Annotated in this window: 20 protein-coding genes and 2 tRNA genes; 10 read left to right on the top strand and 12 right to left on the bottom strand. The window is 71.4% G+C overall.

Annotated features, from left to right (window positions below; genetic code table 11):
* Window positions 1-36 precede the first annotated feature (36 nt).
* From ACWGIH_RS06365 to ACWGIH_RS06335, 7 genes are all read right to left on the bottom strand, one after another.
* Window positions 37-1,017, bottom strand: coding sequence for a tetratricopeptide repeat protein (locus ACWGIH_RS06365; RefSeq protein ID WP_351163657.1), 981 nt, complete (start codon window positions 1,015-1,017; stop codon window positions 37-39).
* Window positions 1,018-1,119: 102 nt separating this feature from the next.
* The gene (locus tag ACWGIH_RS06360; RefSeq protein WP_453444154.1) at window positions 1,120-2,490 is read right to left on the bottom strand and encodes an HD-GYP domain-containing protein; all 1,371 of its coding nucleotides are present in this window, start codon (window positions 2,488-2,490) and stop codon (window positions 1,120-1,122) included.
* Window positions 2,391-3,743: an HD-GYP domain-containing protein gene (locus ACWGIH_RS06355; RefSeq protein ID WP_453444153.1), complete on the bottom strand. Its 1,353-nt coding sequence runs from the start codon at window positions 3,741-3,743 to the stop codon at window positions 2,391-2,393. The genes ACWGIH_RS06360 and ACWGIH_RS06355 overlap by 100 nt, the downstream gene beginning before the upstream one ends.
* A gap of 214 nt (window positions 3,744-3,957) precedes the next feature.
* Window positions 3,958-4,302 carry a mycothiol system anti-sigma-R factor gene (gene rsrA / locus ACWGIH_RS06350; RefSeq protein WP_453444152.1) on the bottom strand — a complete coding sequence of 115 codons (345 nt, stop codon included), beginning with the start codon at window positions 4,300-4,302 and terminating at the stop codon, window positions 3,958-3,960.
* Complete coding sequence (locus tag ACWGIH_RS06345; RefSeq protein ID WP_336605886.1) at window positions 4,299-4,979, bottom strand: sigma-70 family RNA polymerase sigma factor; 681 nt, start codon at window positions 4,977-4,979, stop codon at window positions 4,299-4,301. The genes rsrA and ACWGIH_RS06345 overlap by 4 nt, the downstream gene beginning before the upstream one ends.
* Window positions 4,980-5,200: 221 nt before the next feature.
* A complete protein-coding gene (locus tag ACWGIH_RS06340; RefSeq protein WP_453444151.1) occupies window positions 5,201-5,866 on the bottom strand; it encodes an alpha/beta hydrolase family protein in 666 nt (221 codons plus the stop codon).
* A 1-nt stretch (window position 5,867) separates the two neighbouring features.
* Entirely contained in the window at window positions 5,868-6,683 is an 816-nt protein-coding gene (locus tag ACWGIH_RS06335; RefSeq protein ID WP_453444149.1) for an SOS response-associated peptidase, read from the bottom strand.
* Window positions 6,684-6,744: 61 nt separating this feature from the next.
* Here ACWGIH_RS06335 and ACWGIH_RS06330 point away from each other — a divergent pair, with 61 nt between their 5' ends.
* The 4 genes from ACWGIH_RS06330 (at window position 6,745) to ACWGIH_RS06315 (ending at window position 10,286) form a co-directional block, all read left to right on the top strand.
* Window positions 6,745-7,467, top strand: a complete 723-nt coding sequence (locus tag ACWGIH_RS06330) for a M50 family metallopeptidase (RefSeq protein ID WP_453444292.1) — start codon at window positions 6,745-6,747, stop codon at window positions 7,465-7,467.
* A gap of 41 nt (window positions 7,468-7,508) precedes the next feature.
* Window positions 7,509-8,825, top strand: coding sequence for a 3-phosphoshikimate 1-carboxyvinyltransferase (gene aroA / locus ACWGIH_RS06325; RefSeq protein WP_453444148.1), 1,317 nt, complete (start codon window positions 7,509-7,511; stop codon window positions 8,823-8,825).
* A 15-nt stretch (window positions 8,826-8,840) separates the two neighbouring features.
* On the top strand, window positions 8,841-9,854 hold the full coding sequence (gene rsgA / locus ACWGIH_RS06320) for a ribosome small subunit-dependent GTPase A (protein WP_453444146.1): 1,014 nt from the start codon (window positions 8,841-8,843) through the stop codon (window positions 9,852-9,854).
* Window positions 9,855-9,962: 108 nt separating this feature from the next.
* Window positions 9,963-10,286, top strand: coding sequence for a DMT family transporter (locus ACWGIH_RS06315; RefSeq protein WP_344525002.1), 324 nt, complete (start codon window positions 9,963-9,965; stop codon window positions 10,284-10,286).
* A gap of 13 nt (window positions 10,287-10,299) precedes the next feature.
* On the opposite strand, the gene ACWGIH_RS06310 is transcribed toward ACWGIH_RS06315, so the two are convergent.
* Window positions 10,300-10,905 (bottom strand): TetR/AcrR family transcriptional regulator, encoded by a 606-nt coding sequence (locus ACWGIH_RS06310; protein ID WP_453444144.1) that lies wholly within the window; start codon window positions 10,903-10,905, stop codon window positions 10,300-10,302.
* Between the two features lie 162 nt (window positions 10,906-11,067).
* On the opposite strand from ACWGIH_RS06310, the gene hisN reads away from it, so the two are divergent.
* Complete coding sequence (gene hisN, locus ACWGIH_RS06305; RefSeq protein WP_363209172.1) at window positions 11,068-11,868, top strand: histidinol-phosphatase; 801 nt, start codon at window positions 11,068-11,070, stop codon at window positions 11,866-11,868.
* Window positions 11,869-12,036: 168 nt separating this feature from the next.
* Window positions 12,037-12,435 (top strand): CBS domain-containing protein, encoded by a 399-nt coding sequence (locus ACWGIH_RS06300; RefSeq protein ID WP_453444142.1) that lies wholly within the window; start codon window positions 12,037-12,039, stop codon window positions 12,433-12,435.
* Between the two features lie 72 nt (window positions 12,436-12,507).
* On the opposite strand, the gene ACWGIH_RS06295 is transcribed toward ACWGIH_RS06300, so the two are convergent.
* Window positions 12,508-13,977, bottom strand: coding sequence for a catalase (locus tag ACWGIH_RS06295; RefSeq protein ID WP_453444291.1), 1,470 nt, complete (start codon window positions 13,975-13,977; stop codon window positions 12,508-12,510).
* Between the two features lie 175 nt (window positions 13,978-14,152).
* On the opposite strand from ACWGIH_RS06295, the gene ACWGIH_RS06290 reads away from it, so the two are divergent.
* From ACWGIH_RS06290 to ACWGIH_RS06275, 4 genes are all read left to right on the top strand, one after another.
* Window positions 14,153-14,569 carry a Fur family transcriptional regulator gene (locus ACWGIH_RS06290; protein WP_453444140.1) on the top strand — a complete coding sequence of 139 codons (417 nt, stop codon included), beginning with the start codon at window positions 14,153-14,155 and terminating at the stop codon, window positions 14,567-14,569.
* A 198-nt stretch (window positions 14,570-14,767) separates the two neighbouring features.
* Window positions 14,768-15,571: an ABC transporter ATP-binding protein gene (locus ACWGIH_RS06285; protein ID WP_453444139.1), complete on the top strand. Its 804-nt coding sequence runs from the start codon at window positions 14,768-14,770 to the stop codon at window positions 15,569-15,571.
* Window positions 15,568-16,443 (top strand): ABC transporter permease, encoded by an 876-nt coding sequence (locus tag ACWGIH_RS06280; RefSeq protein WP_453444138.1) that lies wholly within the window; start codon window positions 15,568-15,570, stop codon window positions 16,441-16,443. Before ACWGIH_RS06285 ends, ACWGIH_RS06280 begins: the two co-directional genes overlap by 4 nt.
* A gap of 37 nt (window positions 16,444-16,480) precedes the next feature.
* Complete coding sequence (locus ACWGIH_RS06275) at window positions 16,481-17,623, top strand: ABC transporter substrate-binding protein (protein WP_453444290.1); 1,143 nt, start codon at window positions 16,481-16,483, stop codon at window positions 17,621-17,623.
* A 60-nt stretch (window positions 17,624-17,683) separates the two neighbouring features.
* Here the strand turns inward: ACWGIH_RS06275 and ACWGIH_RS06270 are convergent.
* From ACWGIH_RS06270 to ACWGIH_RS06260, 3 genes are all read right to left on the bottom strand, one after another.
* Window positions 17,684-17,757, bottom strand: a tRNA-Met gene (locus ACWGIH_RS06270).
* A 193-nt stretch (window positions 17,758-17,950) separates the two neighbouring features.
* Complete coding sequence (locus ACWGIH_RS06265; RefSeq protein WP_453444137.1) at window positions 17,951-19,771, bottom strand: sel1 repeat family protein; 1,821 nt, start codon at window positions 19,769-19,771, stop codon at window positions 17,951-17,953.
* A gap of 219 nt (window positions 19,772-19,990) precedes the next feature.
* Window positions 19,991-20,064: transfer RNA gene (locus ACWGIH_RS06260), tRNA-Met, on the bottom strand.
* Between the last annotated feature and the right edge of the window lie 18 nt (window positions 20,065-20,082).

Here is a 20,082-nt window from a genome sequence, read left to right as displayed (position 1 = left end):
ACGAGAGATAGTGCCGGTACAGCCTACGGCCAGGAGTCAGCAGACCTCTTCCAGATCCCGCCAGTCGCGGGAGTCCGGGCTGTCCGCGACCCAGCCGTCGAGCAGCCCGCGCACCAGGGCGGCGGGCGCCGCGATGCCGCACTCCCGCTCGGGCACCCACAGGGCGCCGGGGCTGCGGTGGCCGAGCGGGCCGGGGTGACCCGGCTCGCTGTGGTCGTGCGGGTCCAGGTGCTCGCCGTCGCCCTCGTCGCTCGGCATGCGGCTCTCGGAGCACATCCGGCAGAGCAGCCGCACGGACGAGGACCAGTCCTCGGCGGCGAAGCCCGCGTCCGCGGCGAGCTTCTCCAGGGCGTCCCGATCGTCCTCGGTGGCGGCCTCCAGGAGGACCACCCAAGTGGGGACGGGTGAGGGAGCCCACAGCTCGATCTCGTCGAAGACGGGATACGAGTCGCCCGCGCCCGTCGTCCGCTCGCCGTGCGGAACGCCGTCGTGCAGCACGACCTCGCCCCAGCGGCGCCCGGAGGACGGCAGCGGGATGGAGAGCACCTCGATGCGGGCGGGATCGAGCCTGCGCCCCCACACGACCTCGGCCTCGCCCTCGGGCGAGAGCCGCACGGCGGCGCTGCCCAGGTCCATGCCGGTGGGCTCCCCGGAGGCGGCCACACCGCCGGGCACCTTCAGGCCGTACGCCTGCCAGGCACGCCGGGCCAGGGGCCAGTCCTGCAGGGCGGTGGCGGCGATCCCCACGTTCCACCAGTCGGGGGCGCCCGCCGACCGGTCGAGCAGCGCGACGGCCCGCAGGCCCGCGGCCCGCGCCTGCTCCCAGTCGTGCCGGAACTTGTGGAGCAGCGCGAGGTTGAACCAGGACTCCGAGAGCCACGGCTCGAGATCCGCCGCGCGGGTCAGGAGTGCGCCCGCGTCCTCGTACCGCCCGTCGCCGATCAGCGTGAAGGCGCGGTCGGTGGCCTGCCGCCATGAGGCGGAGGGCCGGTGCCGTCCCTTGCCGAAGATCCTCACGATTCCCGCCTGCCGATGCTCAAGTTCCTGTGTTCCGCTGTGCCCGAGGGCCCTCTTCGCATCCAACCACGTACGGTCGGACGGCCGCTCATTACCCATGGGTTACCCAACCGGCGGCAAGCTATGACCGCCCCGCGAAAGCACTCGGGCCAGGGCTTCCACCACTTCGGGCTGGTAGTCGCGGCCGGTGCCGAGGCGCAGCCGCTCCAGAGCGTTGAGAGGGCCCCCGGGACCTTCTCCCCTGGCCATCTCGTCGTACGCGTTGGCGGCCCGCACAATACGGGCGGTGAGCGGCTGATCGCGGTACGGGTCGGCCTGCCGCTCCACGACCACGGCGACGTCGCCGTTCACCCCCGTCTGACGGACGACGGCGCCCCCGAGCAGGGCGATCCGCCGCTGTTCCGCGTCCGGCAGGGCGGCGGTGGCGCCCGCGGGCACGGGATCGACGAGGGAGAGCTGCCCGATGTCGTGCATCAGGGCCGCGTGCTCCAGAACGGCCAGGTCCGGCGTGGAGAGTCCCAGCTCACGCCCTACGGCCCGGCTGAGCGCGGCCACGCGGCGGGCGTGGCCCTGCGGGGTGTACCCGGCGATCTCGGTGGACCGGGCGAGCGAGGTGATGGTCTGCCGGTAGGTGGTCCGCACCGCCGCGTACCGCCCGAAGGACAGCTGGGTCAGGAGCAGCGGCAGGCTGAACACCGGCAGCGCCCAGAGCCCCGCCACGGCCACCGCGAGCGCCATCACGGCCCCGGTCGCGCAGACGGCGGACCCGATGCCGAGCATGGCCCGCAGTTCGTCGCGCAGGAGCGGTCCGAAGGGCCAGCGGGTACGGGCGTGTGCCATGGCCGCGGCGAGCACGGCGTCGCAGAGGGCGGTCAGGACGAGCAGCGCCACGATGACGGCGGCGAAGGCGGGCCCATGGCCGACCCACTCCCCCAACTTTCCCGCGTTGTAGAGCGGTTGAAAGCAGGCGGCGGCGAATCCGACGGTGAGCACGCGCCGGGCCACGTGGTCGAGGGCGGGCCCCTTGCCGAGCGCCACATGCGGCACGGCCCCGACGAGCGCGGCCGCCACGACCACGGCGATCACCTGGAAGACGCCGTGATGCGTGGCCTGTCCGCCGGCCTCCCCGAGCAGCGCGTACGCCAGCGCCCCCGCGGCCCCGAGCGGCGCGGGCTCCCGGTCGCTGCCTCCCGTACCCCACCGGGCCAGCTCTCCCACGGTGACGAGCCCTCCGAAGGCGAGCGCGATGCCCCCTTCGGCGACGCCGTGCCAGAGGGTCCAGCCGAGACCGAGCAGGGTGAGCAGCGCGGCGGCGCCGTACACGCAGGCCGCCACCGTGGTGCCCACCCTGCCGGGTCCCGGCGGAGAGGCGCTCACCGTGCTCCCGCCCCCGGCCCTGTGGGCACGCCGGGTGCCCCCTGCCGGGGTGACGGCACGCTGTCCGCGGGATCGGCGGTGACCGCGGGGTGCCATCCGTGCCGGTCGAGCGCCTGCCGCAGGGCGGTGACCATCGCGGGGTCGAACTGCGCCCCCGCGCACCGGGACAGCTCGGCCACGGCGGCGGCGACGGGCCGCCCCCGCCGGTAGGACCTCGTGGACGTCATGGCGTCGAACGCGTCCGCGACGGCCACCACCCGGGCGAACTCCGGGATCTGCCGTCCGACGAGCCCGTAGGGGTACCCGCTCCCGTCCATCCGCTCGTGGTGGTGGAGGATCGCCGCCCGCGCCTCCCCGAGGAAGCCGATCCCGCGCACCATCTCGTGCCCGTACTCGGGATGCAGCTCGATGATCCGCCGTTCCTCGGGGGTCAGCGGCCCGTCCTTGCGCAGCAGCCGGGTCGGTACGCCGAGCTTGCCGACGTCGTGCAGGATCCCGGCGAAGCGCAGGCTCTCCACCCGCTCGTCCGCCATCCCCAGCTCCCGCGCGATCATCACGGAGGCCCGCCCCACGCGCTCGCTGTGCCCGCGGGTGTAGCGGTCCTTGATGTCGACGGCCTGCACGAGTGCCCGGATGGTGGCCTGGTGGGCGGCGCGCTCGCGGTGGTACTGGGCGAAGACCCAGCAGGAGACCCCCATCGGCAGCAGCACCAGGAGCGCGGCGAGCGGCCCGTACGGACTGCGCCAAAGGACCGCCATCATCAGGCCGGCGAGGCCGTGCACGGCGACCGGCGCGAACGACCGCAGGAAGAGCCCCCGCCACGCGCTCCGCACGGGCACCCGTTCCGCCGTGGCGAGGATGCCGCCGTCGAGGACGGTCAGTACGACGGAGAAGGCGAGGACGGCCGCTCCCGCGGGCACGAGCGCGTACGGGAAGTCGGGCGCGGCCACGGCCTCGCGCCCGCCCAGCGCGTCGTGCGTCCACGCGGCGGTCCAGGCCGCCAGGGCGAGTTGGGACGCGCGCCAGAGCCTGCGCACCCACCGGGGGCGCCGCTCCACGCGGGCGAGCAGCGCGCCCGGCACCGCGACGAGCGCGGCGGCCGCGGGCGGCAGCAGGAAGACGGCGGCGAGCAGCACGGGGAAGAAGGTGCCGAGGCCGTTGGCGGGGGCTCCGGCGCGGCGGCCGATGATCCGGCAGCGGGTGATCTGCTCGCACCCGGCGTAGAGCACGGCGAGCAGCGCGAGCGCGGCCCACGGCGTGCGCGAGCCCGCCGCGGGCGCGGCGCAGGCGGCGGCCGCCAGGGCGGCGCACAGGATGTAGGCGCGCGCCCATGGAGCGATGGACCGCATGGCGCTGCCTCCTCCCCCGCGACCGTCCTCGGTCCCCCGTGACCGTCCCCAGGGACCACGTTCCAAGGTCCGGAGACTAGAACGACTGCCGCCCGCTCCGAGCCCCGCGCGCGGAAATTGGCACGTACGAGTGACGGTGAACGAGGGGGCACAGCAAAAAGCAGGCCGTGACGGACATCCCGTCACGGCCTGCTCACGCTCAACTACCGGCAGGTCAGGCTTCCTTGGCCCGCAGGCTCTTCGCGGACACGCTGCCCTCGGCGGTCACCGTCTCCACCGTCACGTCGTGCTCGGGCACGGCCTCGCCCGAGCGGATCAGATCGATGCGTCCCATGACCTTGGCGCGCAGGTCGACCGGCACGTCGTCCGAGCCGCAGCAGCGCTTCACCAGCTTCTTGACCGCCTGCTCGAGGCCGTACTTCTCCAGGCACGGAGAGCACTCCTCGAAGTGCGTCTCGAACTTGGTGCAGTCGCTGTCCGGCATCTCGTGGTCCAGGAACTCGTACAGATGGTCCAGGACTTCACTGCAATCCGTCTCGTGCGGCTCTCCGCAGCTCATGAGCCTGAGCCTTTCGCTTCGTTCGACGACTCTGACGCGGCGCCGGCGGGGACGAGGCCGCGGTCACGGGCGTAGTCCTCGAGCATGCCGCGCAGTTGGCGACGGCCGCGGTGCAACCGGGACATCACCGTACCGATGGGTGTCCCCATGATGTCCGCGATCTCCTTGTACGCAAAGCCCTCTACGTCGGCCAGATAGACGGCGATGCGGAATTCCTCGGGGATCGCCTGCAGTGCGGACTTCACGTCCGAGTCCGGCAGGTGATCGAGCGCCTGCGACTCGGCGGAGCGCAGACCGGTGGACATGTGCGACTCGGCACGCGCGAGCTGCCAGTCCTCGATCTCCTCGGCGGCGCTGCGCTGGGGCTCGCGCTGCTTCTTGCGGTACGAGTTGATGAACGTGTTGGTGAGGATGCGGTACAGCCACGCCTTGAGGTTGGTGCCCTCACGGAACTGGTGGAACGACGCGTACGCCTTGGCGTAGGTCTCCTGCACCAGGTCCTCCGCGTCCGCCGGGTTGCGCGTCATGCGCAGCGCCGCCGAGTACATCTGGTCGAGGAAGCCCAGGGCGTCCCGCTCGAAGCGGGCCGTGCGCTCCGCCGACGTCTCAGCGCTTCCGTCGGGTCGCTCCGCCTGGCCGTTCTCGGCCCCTGCGTCGGTCCCAGTGACCGGACCCACCTCCTCCAAAGACGTGGCGAGACCGAAAGCAGTCCCACTCGAATCGGAGGATAGACGACGATCCGGTCCCGCCGCCGCCCGAATAGGAGCGGTCTTGGGCGCGCTCAGCACCGTCCATTCCAGGTCAGAGGCGCTGGAGCGGGCCGGGCATACTGTCGAACCCATGCGGCGGACTTCCTCTCGTACGAACAGCGTTTAGCGTCTGTTCGGCACAACAGAGGTCACGCACCCAACATTCCCGCCCACCGGATGACGCCATCCGTGATGCGCGTCATGGCCTCGGCCTCGGTGAGGTCCGCGCGCTTGGGGATCGCGAAGCCATGATCGCCGTACGGAATCTCGACGATTTCGTACGCCCCTTCGGGGAACTCCGCGGGCTTCCCGAAGGGGTCGTTCCCGCCCTGCACGACCAGCGTGGGGACCCCGGCGCCGAGCAGTTCCTCCGCGCGCGACTTCTCCGGCTTGCCCGGCGGGTGCAGGGGGAAGCTGAGGGCTAGCACGGCGGCGGCGCCCAGTTCGGTGGCGGTGCGGCACGCGACGCGGGCTCCGGCGCTGCGGCCGCCCGCGATCACCGGGAGGCCGGGCTTCGCCAGAGCGGGCCACAGGCCGCGCCAGCCCACGTCCAGCGTCTTCGGCGCGGGCGCCAGCTTCTTGCCCGCCACGCGCCAGGGCTGCTCCACGAGGGCGACGGTGACGCCGTGCGCCGGCAGGGCGGCGGCGATGGCTCGCAGGTCACGGGCCTCGATGCCGCCTCCGGCGCCGTGACTCACGGCGAGCACCATGCGGGCCTTGGTCTTCGGGGCGGGGTGCCAGGTGATGCGCGCCTCACCGGCGTCGGTCTCGACGATCTCGCTCTTGGTCCCGCTCTTGATCTCGCTCTTGGTCACGTCAGAAGAGTGTGCCCTCTTCGGGGCCGTCCAGCTCCTTGAGCAGCTCCGGCCCGTTGTTGCGGACGTTGCTGACCGCCGTCGACACCGGGAAGGCCCGCATCAGGCCGTGCGGCGGCGGCTCCAGGAGCGTCCGCAGGTCCTCGGGGTCCGTGCGCGAGGGGTCGAGCCAGGCGTCCCAGCGGTCCGGCGTCAGCATCAGGGGCATCCGCGGGTGGATGTCGTGCAGCGAGCGCGGGCCTTCCTCCGGGGCGACCGCCAAGGGCGCGGTCTCCGCCTCCGTGGTGATCACCGTGCACGTCACCCACCAGGCGAGGGGGTGCTCGTCGGGGAGCGTCTTGTCGCGCCAGAACTCGTACAGGCCCGCCATCGCGAAGACCGAGCCGTCGGCGGGCGTCACGAAGTACGGCTGCTTGCGGGGGCGCTTCTTCTTGCCCTCGACCTCCAGATCGCGCTCGCCGGTGCCGGTGACCCACTCGTAGTAGCCGTCGGCCGGGATGACGCAGCGGCGGGTGGCGAAGGCCCGGCGGTAGGACGGCTTCTCGTGCACCGTCTCCGCGCGGGCGTTGATCATCCGGGCGCCGCCCTCGGGCGTCTTGGACCAGGACGGCACGAGTCCCCACTTGAGTGTGCGCAGCTGGCGAACCGGGGCCGGGTCTTCCGCGTCTTTCACTGGACGGTCGAGGACCGCGTAGACCTCCTTGGTCGGAGCCACGTTGAAATCGGGAGCCAGCGCCTCCTCCGGCTCCCACTTCTCGATCTCAAAGATTCCTGCGAGATCCTCGGGCCTACGACTCGATGCATACCGTCCGCACATACGTGCCAGACTGCCAGACCCCGTACGACCAGAGGAGCCGGTCCTGAAGATGGCCCACGCAATGCAAGGCACCGCGAACGCCAGCCTGACCGACCTCTGGGACCGGGTCTTCGGCACGCAGGCCGCCCCCGACGAGTGGCTGGTGATCGCCACCGGCGTCGTCGCCCTCGCCGTCGTCGTCCCGCACGGGATCTGGCGGGTCGCCCGCAACGCCATCACCATCGCGCACGAGGGCGGCCACGGGCTGGTCGCCCTGCTGACCGGCCGCCGCCTGGACGGCATCCGGCTGCACTCCGACACCAGCGGCCTCACCGTCTCCCGCGGCAAGCCCACCGGCCTCGGCATGATCCTGACCGCGGCGTCGGGCTACACCGCGCCGCCCCTGCTCGGTCTGGCGGGCGCCGCGCTTCTCGCCGCCGACCACATCACGGCGTTCCTGTGGATCGCGACGGCGCTGCTCATCGTGATGCTCGTCATGATCCGGAACGCGTACGGCGCCCTCACGGTGGTCGTCACCGGCGGCACCTTCCTGCTGGTCTCCTGGCTGACCAGCTCACAGGTGCAGGCGGCTTTCGCGTACGCGGTGGTGTGGTTCCTGCTCCTGGGCGGCGTACGTCCCGCCTTCGAGCTGCAGTCCAAGCGCAGGCGCGGGGGCGCGGGCGACTCGGACGCGGACCAGCTGTCGCGGCTCACGCATGTCCCCGCGGGGATGTGGCTCTTCCTCTTCCACGCCGTCTCGCTGTGCTCGCTGATAGGCGGCGGACGCTGGCTGCTCGGCCTCTGAGCAGCCACGACCCCTCGCCTCTCTGCCACTAAAGTGGGGGCATGACCGTTAACCCAGCGCACAGCACCCTCTGGCCAGCCCCGCACGCGAGCGCAGCCGTCGCCGCGACGGTCCATGTGCCCGGGTCCAAATCGGTCACCAACCGCGGCCTCGTCCTCGCCGCCCTCGCCGCCGAGCCCGGCTGGCTGCGCCGGCCGCTGCGCTCCCGCGACACCCTCCTGATGGCGGGCGCCCTGCGCGCACTCGGCGTCGGCATCGAGGAAGGCGTCGGCCCGGACGGCTCCGGTGAGGCCTGGCGGATCATCCCCTCCGGCCTGCACGGCCCCGCCACGGTCGACGTCGGCAACGCCGGCACGGTCATGCGCTTCCTGCCCCCGGTCGCCGCCCTCGCCGACGGCGCGATCCGCTTCGACGGCGACCCCCGTTCGTACGAGCGTCCGCTGCACGGCGTGATCGACGCCCTGCGCGCGCTCGGCGCCCGTATCGACGACGACGGCCGCGGCGCGCTGCCGCTGACCGTGCACGGCGCGGGCGCCCTGGACGGCGGCCCGGTCGAGATCGACGCCTCCTCGTCCTCCCAGTTCGTCAGCGCCCTGCTGCTCTCGGGCCCGCGCTTCAACCAGGGTGTCGAGGTACGCCACACCGGCTCCGCGCTGCCCTCCATGCCGCACATCCGGATGACCGTCGACATGCTCCGCGCGGTCGGCGCCCAGGTCGACACCCCGGAGTCGGGCGGCGAGCCGAACGTGTGGCGGGTCACCCCCGGCGCCCTGCTCGGCCGCGATCTGACCGTCGAGCCCGACCTCTCCAACGCCCAGCCGTTCCTGGCGGCGGCCCTGGTCACCGGCGGCCGTGTCACCGTCCCCGACTGGCCGGCGCATACCACGCAGCCCGGCGACAAGCTGCGGGAGATCTTCACCGAGATGGGCGGTTCCTGCGAACTGACCGAGCAGGGGCTCGTGTTCACCGGCTCCGGCTCGCTGCACGGCATCGACGTGGACCTGAGCGAGGTCGGTGAGCTGACCCCCGGCATCGCGGCCGTCGCGGCCCTCGCCGACTCCCCCTCGACCCTGCGCGGCGTCGCCCACCTGCGGCTGCACGAGACGGACCGCCTGGCGGCCCTCACCAAGGAGATCAACGAACTCGGCGGCGACGTCACCGAGACCGCCGACGGCCTGCACATCCGTCCGCGCCGCCTGCACGGCGGGATCTTCCACACGTACGACGACCACCGCATGGCCACCGCGGGTGCCGTCATCGGCCTGGCGGTGGAGGGCGTACAGATCGAGAACGTCGCGACGACGGCGAAGACGCTGCCCGACTTCCCCGACCTCTGGACCGGAATGCTCGGGAACTGACGGGCTGATCCAGACATGCGCCGCTACGGAAAGAACCCCGACGAGGACGACATCCGCGTCCGCCCCAACCGCAAGGGCAACCGCCCTCGCACGCACATCAGGCCCAAGCACGAGGACGCCTCCGACGGCATGGTCCTCACCGTCGACCGGGGCCGCCTCACCGTCCTGGTCGACGACCGGATCGTACTGGCCATGAAGGCCCGCGAACTGGGCCGCAAGGCCGCCGTGGTGGGCGACCGGGTCTCGCTCGTCGGTGATCTCTCCGGCAAGAAGGACACCCTCGCGCGCATCGTGCGCATCGCGCCGCGTACGTCGGTCCTGCGGCGCACGGCCGACGACGACGACCCCTACGAGCGCGTGGTCGTCGCCAACGCCGACCAGCTGGCCATCGTCACCGCACTCGCCGATCCGGAGCCGCGCACGCGCCTGATCGACCGCTGCATCGTGGCGGCGTACGACGGCGGTCTCACCCCGCTCCTCGTCCTGACCAAGTCCGACCTGGCGTCCGCCGACAAGATCCTGGAGACCTACTCCACGCTCGACATGCCCTACGTCGTCACCAGCCGCGAGGAGTTCACCGACGACGCGGAGCTCGCCCGGGTGCACGAGGTGCTCGACGGCAAGGTCACCGCGTTCGTCGGGCACTCCGGCGTGGGCAAGACGACGCTGGTGAACGCCCTGGTCCCCGAGGAGCGCCGGCGCAGCACCGGGCACGTCAACGCCGTCACGGGCCGCGGCCGCCACACCACCACGTCGGCGCTCGCCCTGCCGCTGGCGGACTCGTCCGGCGGCTGGGTGGTCGACACGCCCGGCGTGCGCTCCTTCGGCCTGCATCACGTCGACCCGTCCCGCGTCATCCTCGCCTTCCCCGACCTGGTGCCGGGGACGGAGGAGTGTCCGCGCGCCTGCAGCCACGACGAGCCGGACTGCGCGCTGGACGCGTGGGTGGAAGGGGGGCACGCGGATCCCGCGCGGCTCTATTCGCTGCGCAGGCTCCTCGCCACCCGTGAGCGACGCGACGACGACTGACCTCGCCGTTGTTTGCGCCCGCGGCGCGGCGGCAAGGGCATAATCGCACCAAGCCTGATCCAAGGCAGGCGAAGCGGTCACCGAACGTATGGTTGCGGAGGCACAGACATGGCGTGGCTGCTGGTCATCGTCGCGGGGTTCCTGGAGACCGGTTTCGCGGTCTGCCTCAAGCTCTCGCACGGCTTCACCCGACTCTGGCCGACGATCACTTTCGCGGCCTTCGCCCTCGGCAGCTTCGGCCTTCTCACGCTCGCGCTGCGCAAGCTCGACGTGGGTCCGGCGTACGCGGTCTGGACGGGAATCGGTGCCGCGGGCACCGCGATCTACGGAATGATCTTCCTCGGTGACGTGGTCTCCACGCTCAAGATCGTCTCCATCTCGCTGGTGATCGCGGGCGTCATCGGCCTGCAGCTGTCCGGCTCCGCCCACTGACCGGCCGCGGGCCTCAGGCGCCGGCCCAGTGCCCCAGGACCCCGCGCACCAGTTCCACGGGATCCTCGCCCGCGGGCGAGGGCGCGACGACGTACGACAGCGCCATGCGCACAGCGCTCTCGCAGGCCATGGCCAGCTCTTCCGTGTCCTTCGGCCGCGCCCGGCCGTTCAGCGCGTTCACCGCCTTGTCCCGGACGAGGGCGAGCAGTTCGGCGGGCGAGGGGACGCCCGCGTCCGCGCGCCGCTGCGCCGGTACGGGTGACGCGGAGACACCGGGCCTGGTCGGCGCGGGCAGCCGTTCGCTCCAGCAGCCGGTGAGCATGGCGCGGGCGAGTTCGTTCTCGCGGGCGGCGGCGATCGTCCACACGCTCACGGCGGTGAGCCGGTCCACCGGGCCTCCCTCCACGGCCAACGCGCGCTCGACGCCGTGCAGATACGCGTCGGTCTCGCGCCGGAGCAGGGCGCGCGCGAGGCCGTCCTTGCTGCCGAACTCGTTGTAGAGGGTCTGCCGGGACACCCCGGCGGTGGCCGCGACGTCGACCATGCGGACGCCCGGCCACGGTCGTCGGGCGAGCGCCATGTTGGCCGCGTCCAGTAAGGATTCCCGCGCTGCAGGCATCGTTGCCTCCCGGGGCCGAAGCGGCTCTGCGGCCAGAGTTGACGTGCTCGGAGGCGGTGTCAATACTCCCGGCGCGACCTGGCACGGTATGCGTCATGTCCCGGAATGGCCCGGACATACGGCGCTGTGGCTCAGGCACAACGAGATCGATACTGTTCACTCATGCCCGACTACCACGATGATCTGCGTCTTGCCCATGTCCTCGCGGACGCCGCCGACGCCGCGACGATGGACCGGTTCAAGGCTCTCGACCTCAAGGTCGAGACCAAGCCGGACATGACGCCGGTGAGCGAGGCGGACAAAACGGCCGAGGAGCTGATCCGGTCGAACCTGAAGCGGGGACGTCCGCGCGACGCGATCCTCGGCGAGGAGTTCGGCGTCGAGGGCACGGGCCCGCGCCGCTGGGTGATCGACCCGATCGACGGCACCAAGAACTACGTGCGCGGGGTGCCGGTCTGGGCCACGCTGATCTCCCTGATGGAGGCGGGCGAGGGCGGCTTCCAGCCGGTGGTGGGTGTCGTGTCGGCGCCCGCGCTCGGCCGCCGCTGGTGGGCGGCCAAGGGCGCCGGGGCCTACACCGGGCGCAGCCTGACCTCCGCGACGCGGCTCCACGCCTCGAAGGTCTCGCGGCTCCAGGACGCCTCGTTCGCGTACTCCTCGCTCACGGGCTGGGAGGAGCAGGGCCGCCTCGACGGGTTCATGGACCTCACGCGGGCGGTGTGGCGTACGCGGGGGTACGGCGACTTCTGGCCGTACATGATGGTCGCCGAGGGCTCGGTCGACATCTGCGCGGAGCCCGAGCTCTCGCTCTGGGACATGGCGGCGACCGCGATCATCGTGACCGAGGCGGGCGGCACCTTCACCGGCCTGGACGGCACTCCGGGCCCGCACAGCGGCAACGCGGCGGCGTCGAACGGCCTGCTCCACGAGGAGCTGCTCGGCTACCTCAACCAGCGCTACTGAGGCGTACGCCCCACACGTCCGAGGCGCACACCCTTGATGCGCACGCCCTGAACCGGCCGCACGCGCCCCCTTGTTGACTCCCCGCATGGCTGCGACTCTGAGAGTTCCCCCACTTGTGAACTTGTGAATCGCTTCTCTTGCGGTCCACTCAGGAGGTGGCTCAAGCCCATGCTCGTCCGCGACGCCATGAGCACGATGGTCCTCACCATCGGTCCCGCCCACACACTGCGCCAGGCGGCCCGGCTGATGTCGGCGCGCCGCGTCGGCGCGGCCGTCGTCCTCGACGCCGACACCAGCCTAGGAATCCTGACCGAGCGCGACATCCTCGTCTCGCTGGGCCTCGGCCAGAACCCCGACACCGAGACCGCAGGCACCCACACCACGACCGACGTCGTCTTCGCCGCACCGTCCTGGACCCTGGAGGAGGCGGCCGACGCCATGTCCCACGGCGGCTTCCGGCACCTGATCGTGATGGACGACAACGAACCGACGGGCATCGTCTCGGTCCGCGACATCATCCGCTGCTGGGCCCCCAGCAGGCAGCCCGCCCCCACGCTCACGGTCTGAGCGCTCCCGGACACGGCAGCGGGCCGGACCCCCGAGGGGATCCGGCCCGCCTTTTCCCTACGACAAGCGGTCTCAGCCGCGCAGGGCCTGGACCGCGGCCTCCAGACGCTTGCCGAAGTCACCGTCCGCCTGACGGAAGTTGTTGATCGCGCGCTCGGCGATGTCGTCGCGCGAGACACCCGCGATGTTGCCCGCGAGGTTCTCGATCAGACGGCTCTTCTCGTCCTCGGACATCTTGCGGTAGAGATTGCCCGCCTGCACGAAGTCGTTGTCCTCGGCGTGCGAGGGGGCCTCGTGGTTGCCCGTGCCGCCGCTGACAGGGGTGGTCACCCAGAGCGGCCGGTCCGTCTGGAACGGGCCGCCGAAGGAGTTGGGCTCGTAGTTCTTCGCACCCTTGTGGCGGCCGTCGTACAGCGCGCCGTCACGCGAGTTGGTGCGCGCCTCGGTGGCGTGCGGGCGGTTCACCGGCAGGTGGTCGGCGTTGATGCCGACGCGGTAGCGGTGGGCGTCGCCGTACGCGAAGAGGCGGCCCTGGAGCATCTTGTCCGGGGAGGGACCGATGCCCGGCACGAAGTGGGCGGGGCTGAAGATGGACTGCTCGACCTCGGCGAAGATGTTCTCCGGGTTGCGGTTGAGCTCCAGCTTGCCGATCTCGATCGGCGGGTAGTCCTCGTGCGGCCACACCTTGGTGAGGTCGAACGGGTTGAAGCGGTACGTCGACGCGTCGGCCGCGGGCATGATCTGCACCTGCACGGTCCAGGACGGGAACTCGCCGCGCTCGATGGCCTCGCGCAGGTCGCGCTGGTGGGAGTCGGGGTCCTCACCCGCGAGCTTCGCCGCGTCGGCCGCCGTCAGGTTCTTGATCCCCTGGTCGGTCTTGAAGTGGTACTTGACCCAGAAGACCTCGCCGGCCTCGTTGTTCCACTGGTACGTGTGCGAGCCGTACCCGTTCATGTGGCGCAGTGTCGCCGGGATGCCGCGGTCACCGAAGAGCCAGGTGACCTGGTGGGTCGACTCGGGGCTCAGGCCCCAGAAGTCCCACACGTTGTCGGCTTCCTGCGAGCCCGTGTACGGGTCGCGCTTCTGCGTGTGGATGAAGTCGGGGAACTTGATCGCGTCCTTGATGAAGAAGACGGGGGTGTTGTTCCCGACCAGGTCGTAGTTCCCCTCCTCCGTGTAGAACTTCAGCGCGAAGCCACGGGGGTCACGCACCGCGTCGGCCGAGCCGAGGTTGCCGGCGACGGTGGAGAACCGGAGGAAGGTCTCCGTCTGCTTGCCGACCTCGGAGAGGAACTTCGCACGCGTCCACTGCGAGACGTCGCGGGTCAGCGTGAAGGTGCCGTACGCACCGGCGCCACGTGCGTGGACGATGCGCTCCGGGATGCGCTCACGGTTGAAGTGCGCGAGCTTCTCGAGCAGCGCCTGGTCCTGGACCAGGACCGGACCGCCGGCACCAGCGGTCTCGCTGTTCTGGTTGTCGGCGACCGGCGCGCCGGCCTCCGTGGTGAGCGGTCCCTGCGTCACGTGCGCCTCCTGCGTCATTTCCTGCAAGTCCTGTCCTTTGGCGTTGCCCTTGGCTTCGCCTTGTCCTTGGCTCACGCCGAGTCCCTTGGCTTCTGCCGTACTCGATCCTACGATAGACATTGTCTAAGTCAAGTAAGCATCCAAAACCACACCTCGTCGGGACTTAGGCTTCCTACCTGTTAGGCTGGTTCTCATGAGCGACCTGTTGGAACGACTGCGCGGACGCGGCTGGCGCATGACCGCGCAGCGGCGCGTCGTGGCCGAGGTCCTCGACGGGGACCACGTACACCTGACGGCGGACGAGGTGCACGCCCGCGCCGTCGGCAAGCTGCCCGAGATCTCCCGCGCGACCGTCTACAACACGCTGGGTGAGCTGGTGACCCTCGGCGAGGTCATCGAGGTCTCGACGGACCGCAGGGCCAAGCGGTACGACCCCAACGCCCACCGCCCCCACCAGCACCTGGTGTGCGCGCAGTGCGGCACGATCCGGGACGTCCATCCCACGGGCAACCCGCTGAGCAGCCTCCCCGACTCGGAGCGCTTCGGCTTCACGGTCGAGGGCGCGGACGTCACGTACCGGGGCACGTGCCCGAACTGCGCGAAGGCATAGCACTTCTCCTTACGTTCACGAAGTCTGCGACCCGACCCGAGACCTGCCCCCGATGCCTGATGGCGCCGGGGGCTTTCGCGTGCATTGGGTTTGCGGGCGGCAGCGAATCTCAGCCAGGGCAGGCCCCTTCCGGAATCTGACGACCCGTCATATGGTCGGCGGCGCCCAATATCCGCCTGCCCTCCGCAAGGAGACCCCGTGGGAGACCCGCACCCGAAACTAGAAGCCCACGCAGTAACGAGAACGTTCGGCCGGGGCGCCAAGGCCGTGGCCGCCCTGGGCCCGGTGGACCTCACCATCGCCCCGGGCGAATTCACCTGCATCGTCGGCCCCTCCGGCTGCGGAAAGTCGACCCTGCTCCGCATAGCCGCAGGCTTGCTGCGGCCCAGCAGGGGCGAGCTGACCATCCGCACGGCCGCACAGCGACCCGCAGCGATGATCTTCCAGGACTACGGCATCTACGACTGGAAGACCGTCCAGGCCAACGTCCGCTTCGGCCTGGACATCCAGAAGATTCCCCGCCGCGAGGCGAACGCCCGCGCCACGGCCTTGCTGACCCGCCTGGGCCTGGCCGACTTCGCCGACGCCTACCCCGCCACCCTCTCCGGCGGCATGCGCCAGCGCGTGGCCATCGCCCGCGCCCTGGCCGTGGAGCCCGAGATCCTCCTGATGGACGAGCCGTTCGCGGCCCTGGACGCCCAGCTCCGCACGATCCTCCAGGACGAGCTCCTCGACCTCACACAGACCACCCGCACCACCACCCTCTTCATCACCCACAGCCTCGAAGAGGCGATCGTGCTCGGCGACCGCGTCCTGGTCATGTCCGCCCGGCCGGGCCGCATCATCGCCGAACACCGCCCGCCGTTCCCGAGGCCCCGCAGCGGCGACGTACGCGCGACGCCCGAGTTCACCGCCCTCAAGGGCGAGTTGTGGGAGCTGCTGCGCGGCGAGGTGGTGCGCGACGACGCGCGGGACGCGCACGACGAGGCGGTCCCGGCATGACGACGACCACCCCGCGCAAAGCGGCCGCCCCCGAGGACGGCGTGCTCGTCCGCAGGCCCGGCCCCCAGGAACTGCACCCCGCCCGCACCCACCGCAGGCGCCGCACCCTGGAGACCGGCCTCGCCGTGGCCGTTCCCCTCGTCCTGCTCCTCCTGTGGCAACTCGCCGCCACCCAGGCCTGGATCGACGACCGCGTCTATCCCGCTCCCCAGACCATCCTGGAGGACGGCTGGGAGCGCGCGGCGGACGGCGACCTGTGGCCCGACGTCTGGGCCACGCTCAAGCGCGTGCTCGCCGGCTACGCGATCGGCACGGTCACCGGCTACGCCCTCGGCCTCCTCATGGGCTCGCTGTCGCTCGTGCGCGCGGCGCTCGAACCGCTCCTGGACGCGCTGTACGTCGTACCGAAGCTGGCCCTGCTGCCCGTCTTCCTGAACATGTTCGGCCTCGGGGAGGGCCCGCAGATCGCGCTCGTGGCGGCCACCGTCTTCTTCTTCGTCTGGATCTCGACGATGGCGGCGGTGCTCGCCGTGCCCTCGGGACACCGCGACGCGGGCCAGGTCTTCGGGGCGTCGCCGTGGCAGATGTTCCGCCATGTCCTGCTGCCCGCCTCGCTGCCCGCCGTGCTCGTGGGCGCGCGGATCGCGGCGGGCGTCGCGGTCCTGGTGATCGTGGCCTCCGAGCAGATCGCGGCGTCGAACGGGCTCGGGCACCTGATCTTCGACTCCCGCGCCCTGTTCCAGAACGACGTGATGTTCGTCGGCATCGTCTGCGTCGCCGTGCTCGGCGTCGTCTTCTCCGAACTCGTGCGGATCGCGGGCCGGTTGCTCACCCCGTGGGCCCCGCGCGACCGCGGCAGAAGCCAGTCATGAGCCAGCCATGAACCATTCGTACGCGTACGGAGGCTCCATGCACACCCGCATCCGCATGTTCATCCTGCTCGTGGCGGGCTCCCTTCTCGCCTCCGCGGGCTGCGCGAAGGAGGACGACGCCCCGGACTCGGCGGCGCCCGCGAAACCCCGTGCCGTCAAAGCGGTCCCCGGCTGCGGCAAGGGCAGCTGGACGGATCCGTCCGACCTCGCCGAGGACCGCGCGCCCGCCCGCTGCGACAAGGGCGCCCCCGCCCCGCGCCCTCTGCCGAAGGAACGCGACCTCACCATCGCCACGGGCACGCTCAGCGCCGAGTACGTCGCGCCCCTCCAAGTGGCCGTCCAGAAGGGCGAGTTCAAGAAGGAGGGCCTGAACGTCCACCTCAAGGTACTGCCGACCCCCGACGCCCTCCCCCTCCTGGCCAAGGGCGACATCGACGCCCAGTGGGCCGCGCCCGAGGCCGCCGTCATGAACGGCATCACGGGCGGCTTCACCATCAAATGGGCGGCCGGGAACTTCTCCCCCGACCCGGAGTCCAAGAGCGGGCTGTGGGTGAAGCTGAAGAAGGGCGAGAGCGCGGGCCACGTCCCGATGGCGGGCCGCAAGCTCGGCACCATGATCGGCAAGGGGTCGGTCATCTCGTACCCCATGGGCAGAGCCCTGAAGAAGCACGGCGGCGGCCTCGACAAGATCCAGTTCCAGCAGCTCGGTTCGGCGGACGTCCTGACGGCACTGCAGAACGGCGGCACCGACTCCGCCTGGCTCCTCGACCCGGTCTGGCGCAAGGTCGACGGCGACGAGCAGTACGCCTTCCTCGGCGGCCAGCCCCGGGGCGAACCGCTCGGCGGTCTCCTCTTCGGCCCCAATCTCCTGACCGAGGACCCGGACGCGGGCGTCGCGCTGCTGCGCGCGTACATCAGAACCGTGAACACGTACTTCGCCGGTGACTACAAGGCGGACAAGACCTTCGTGGCCGACCTCGCGAAGCTCCTGAAGATCGACGAGGCGGTCCTGAGGTCGACGCCGTCACTGCGCATGGACTGGGAGATCCGGGCCGGCACGACGGACCGGCTCCAGGCGGCGTACGAGGCCGCGGGCGTCGCCGAGGGCGAGAAGGTCCCGGAGGAGAAGGCGGTGGACCGCAAGCTGTACGAGGAGGCAGTGGGCCACAAGCCGTCTTGATCACGTGACCGGACGCACCAGAGGCCGGGAAGCTATTGCTTCCCGGCCTCTGGCCTTTAGTAGCGGGGACAGGATTTGAACCTGCGACCTCTGGGTTATGAGCCCAGCGAGCTACCGAGCTGCTCCACCCCGCGCCGTTGTGTTGCAACCGTACGTCAATCGCCTCGACCAGCGCAAATCCGTTCCGAGGCAGCGCTGTGGGCAGCCGTTCCGAGGCAGCGCTGTGGGCAGCCGTTCCGCGCCGCTGTGGGCAGGCGTTCCGCAGGGCGGAACGGGACGGGTGGGCGCAGCCCACCCACGGCCCGCACCCGCCCGACAGCCGCAGGGCTACGCAGTCAGCTCCTGCTGAAGCGCCTCGCGCAGCCTCGCCGCCCTCTCGGAAACCTCAGCGGGCCCAAGATCAACGGCACGAGAAGCCCACCGCTGCCCCTCCACCAGCTGCCCGCGCCGGGCGTAGAGCAGCGCGAGCCGAAGCGCGGCCCGTCCGTGCCCCGCGTCAGCGGCCCGGGTCCACCAGAGCGCGGCCTCGGGCTCACTCCCCTCCCGCGCGAGCAGCAGCCCCAGATTGAACGCGCCGTTCCGGCTGCCCGCGTCCGCCGCGAGGCGGTACCACCGTGCCGCCTCGACGACGTCCCCGCGCCCCGCGGCCAGCATCCCGACCCGCACCTGCGCACGCCGGTGACCCTGCTGGGCAGCCCGCTCGTACCACTCCTCGCACTCCGTCTTCTCGGCGGCGGGCTCCCCGAGCGCGGGCGGCCCCGCGGCGGACCGACGCGCGTCGAGCACGGTGCCGAGGCGGTACGCCGCCTCCGCGCTGCCGCCACCTGCAGCGCACCGCAGATGCCGCTCGGCGTCCTGCTCGTCGCCCTCCCGCAGCCGCGCGGTGCCGACCTGGAGCGCGGCCTCGGTGTGCCCGGCGGCCGCCGCACGCTCGTACCAGGGCAGGGCGGAGTCCTCGTCGTCCCGGGAGGCGTACAGGATCCCGAGGTTGAAGGCCGCGTCCACGCTGCCCGCCTCGGCCGCCTTGGAGAACCACGGCTCGGCGCCCGCCGCGTCGCCGCCCTGGAGCAGCAGCACGGCAAGGGCGTTGGCGGCCTCGCGGTGACCGGCGTACGCGGCGCGCCTGTACCACTGGTCGGCCTGCACGGTGCGCCCCTGCTCGGCGCAGAGCAGACCGAGGTTGTACGCGCCGTTCACGTCCCCCGCGTCCATGGCGGCTCTGTACCAGCGCTCGGCGGTCTGGGTCTCGCCCCGCTCGGCGTGCAGCGCGCCCAGGGCGTTCGCGGCGTTGCCGTCGCCGTCCTGGGCTGCTTTCAGCCACCAGACGGCGGCGCTCTCCTCGTCGCCCGCGTCACGCAGCAGGAAGCCGAGGGCGCAGGCGGCGCGCGCCTCCCCGTCCTTCGCGGAGTTCAGGTACCAGCGCCCGGCCTCCTTCAGCTCGCCGCGCTGTTCCAGGATCGCGCCGAGGTGCAGCGCGGCCCGCCGGTGTCCGCGCGCGGCGGCCTGGCGGTACCACTGCTCGGCCTCGGCGGCGGCGGAACGTGCTCCTTTGACGTCGGCCTTCGCGGTGGCCTTGCCGCCGGTGCGCTCGGCGGTGGCACGCCGGTCGAGGGCGCGGGCGATGCGGTACGCGGCCTCGCGGTGACCGCGCTCGGCCGAGGCCCGCATCCAACGCTCGGCGCCGACGTCACCGCGGTGCTCCAGAAGATCGGCGAGGGCGTACGCGCCCAGGGCGTGGCCCTGCTCGGCGGACTGCCGCAGCCAGTACTCCGCGGCGGGCTCGTCGCCCCGCTCGCGGTGATGACGCCCGAGCGCGTGCGCGGCGGCGGCGGATCCGGCCACGGCGGCGACCCGCCACCAGCCGGCCGCCTCGTCGGCGTACCCGCGCTGGTGGAGGAGGACCCCGAGGTTGTTGGCCGCGGCACGGTCGCCCTGAGCGGTCGCCGCGCGCAGCATGGACTCGGCACCGTCGAGATCACCGCGGCGCAGCAGAAGGCTTCCGAGAACGCTCATCGCGTCGACATCTCCGGCCTCGGCGGCCAGCCGATGGCGCAACTCTTCGGCGGCCGCCCCGGGATCCTCCCGGTCGGCCGGCTGCACAAACCGCCCTGTCTCCAACAGAGTTGCCTTGTCCCCCATAACGTCCATCGTCGCACCACCTGCAACCTGGGTACACCTGGTATACCGCAGCCAGTGAGGTCACTTCAGCGTTTTGTCGACATGCCCACAGAGAGATAAGTCAAACACGGATTGCCCAACTCCCCCCGGGCGAAGCACGGTTCGCACAGACCAGCGCACGACGCCACGGACCTCACCCGCACACGACGAAGGCCCGGATCCGATAAGGATCCGGGCCTCTGCCTTTAGTAGCGGGGACAGGATTTGAACCTGCGACCTCTGGGTTATGAGCCCAGCGAGCTACCGAGCTGCTCCACCCCGCGCCGTTGTGTTGCAACCGT

The organism is Streptomyces sp. NPDC054872 (assembly GCF_053610705.1).
Note: the sequence above shows the minus strand (reverse complement) of the source record. Positions and strands in the feature narration are given on the sequence as shown.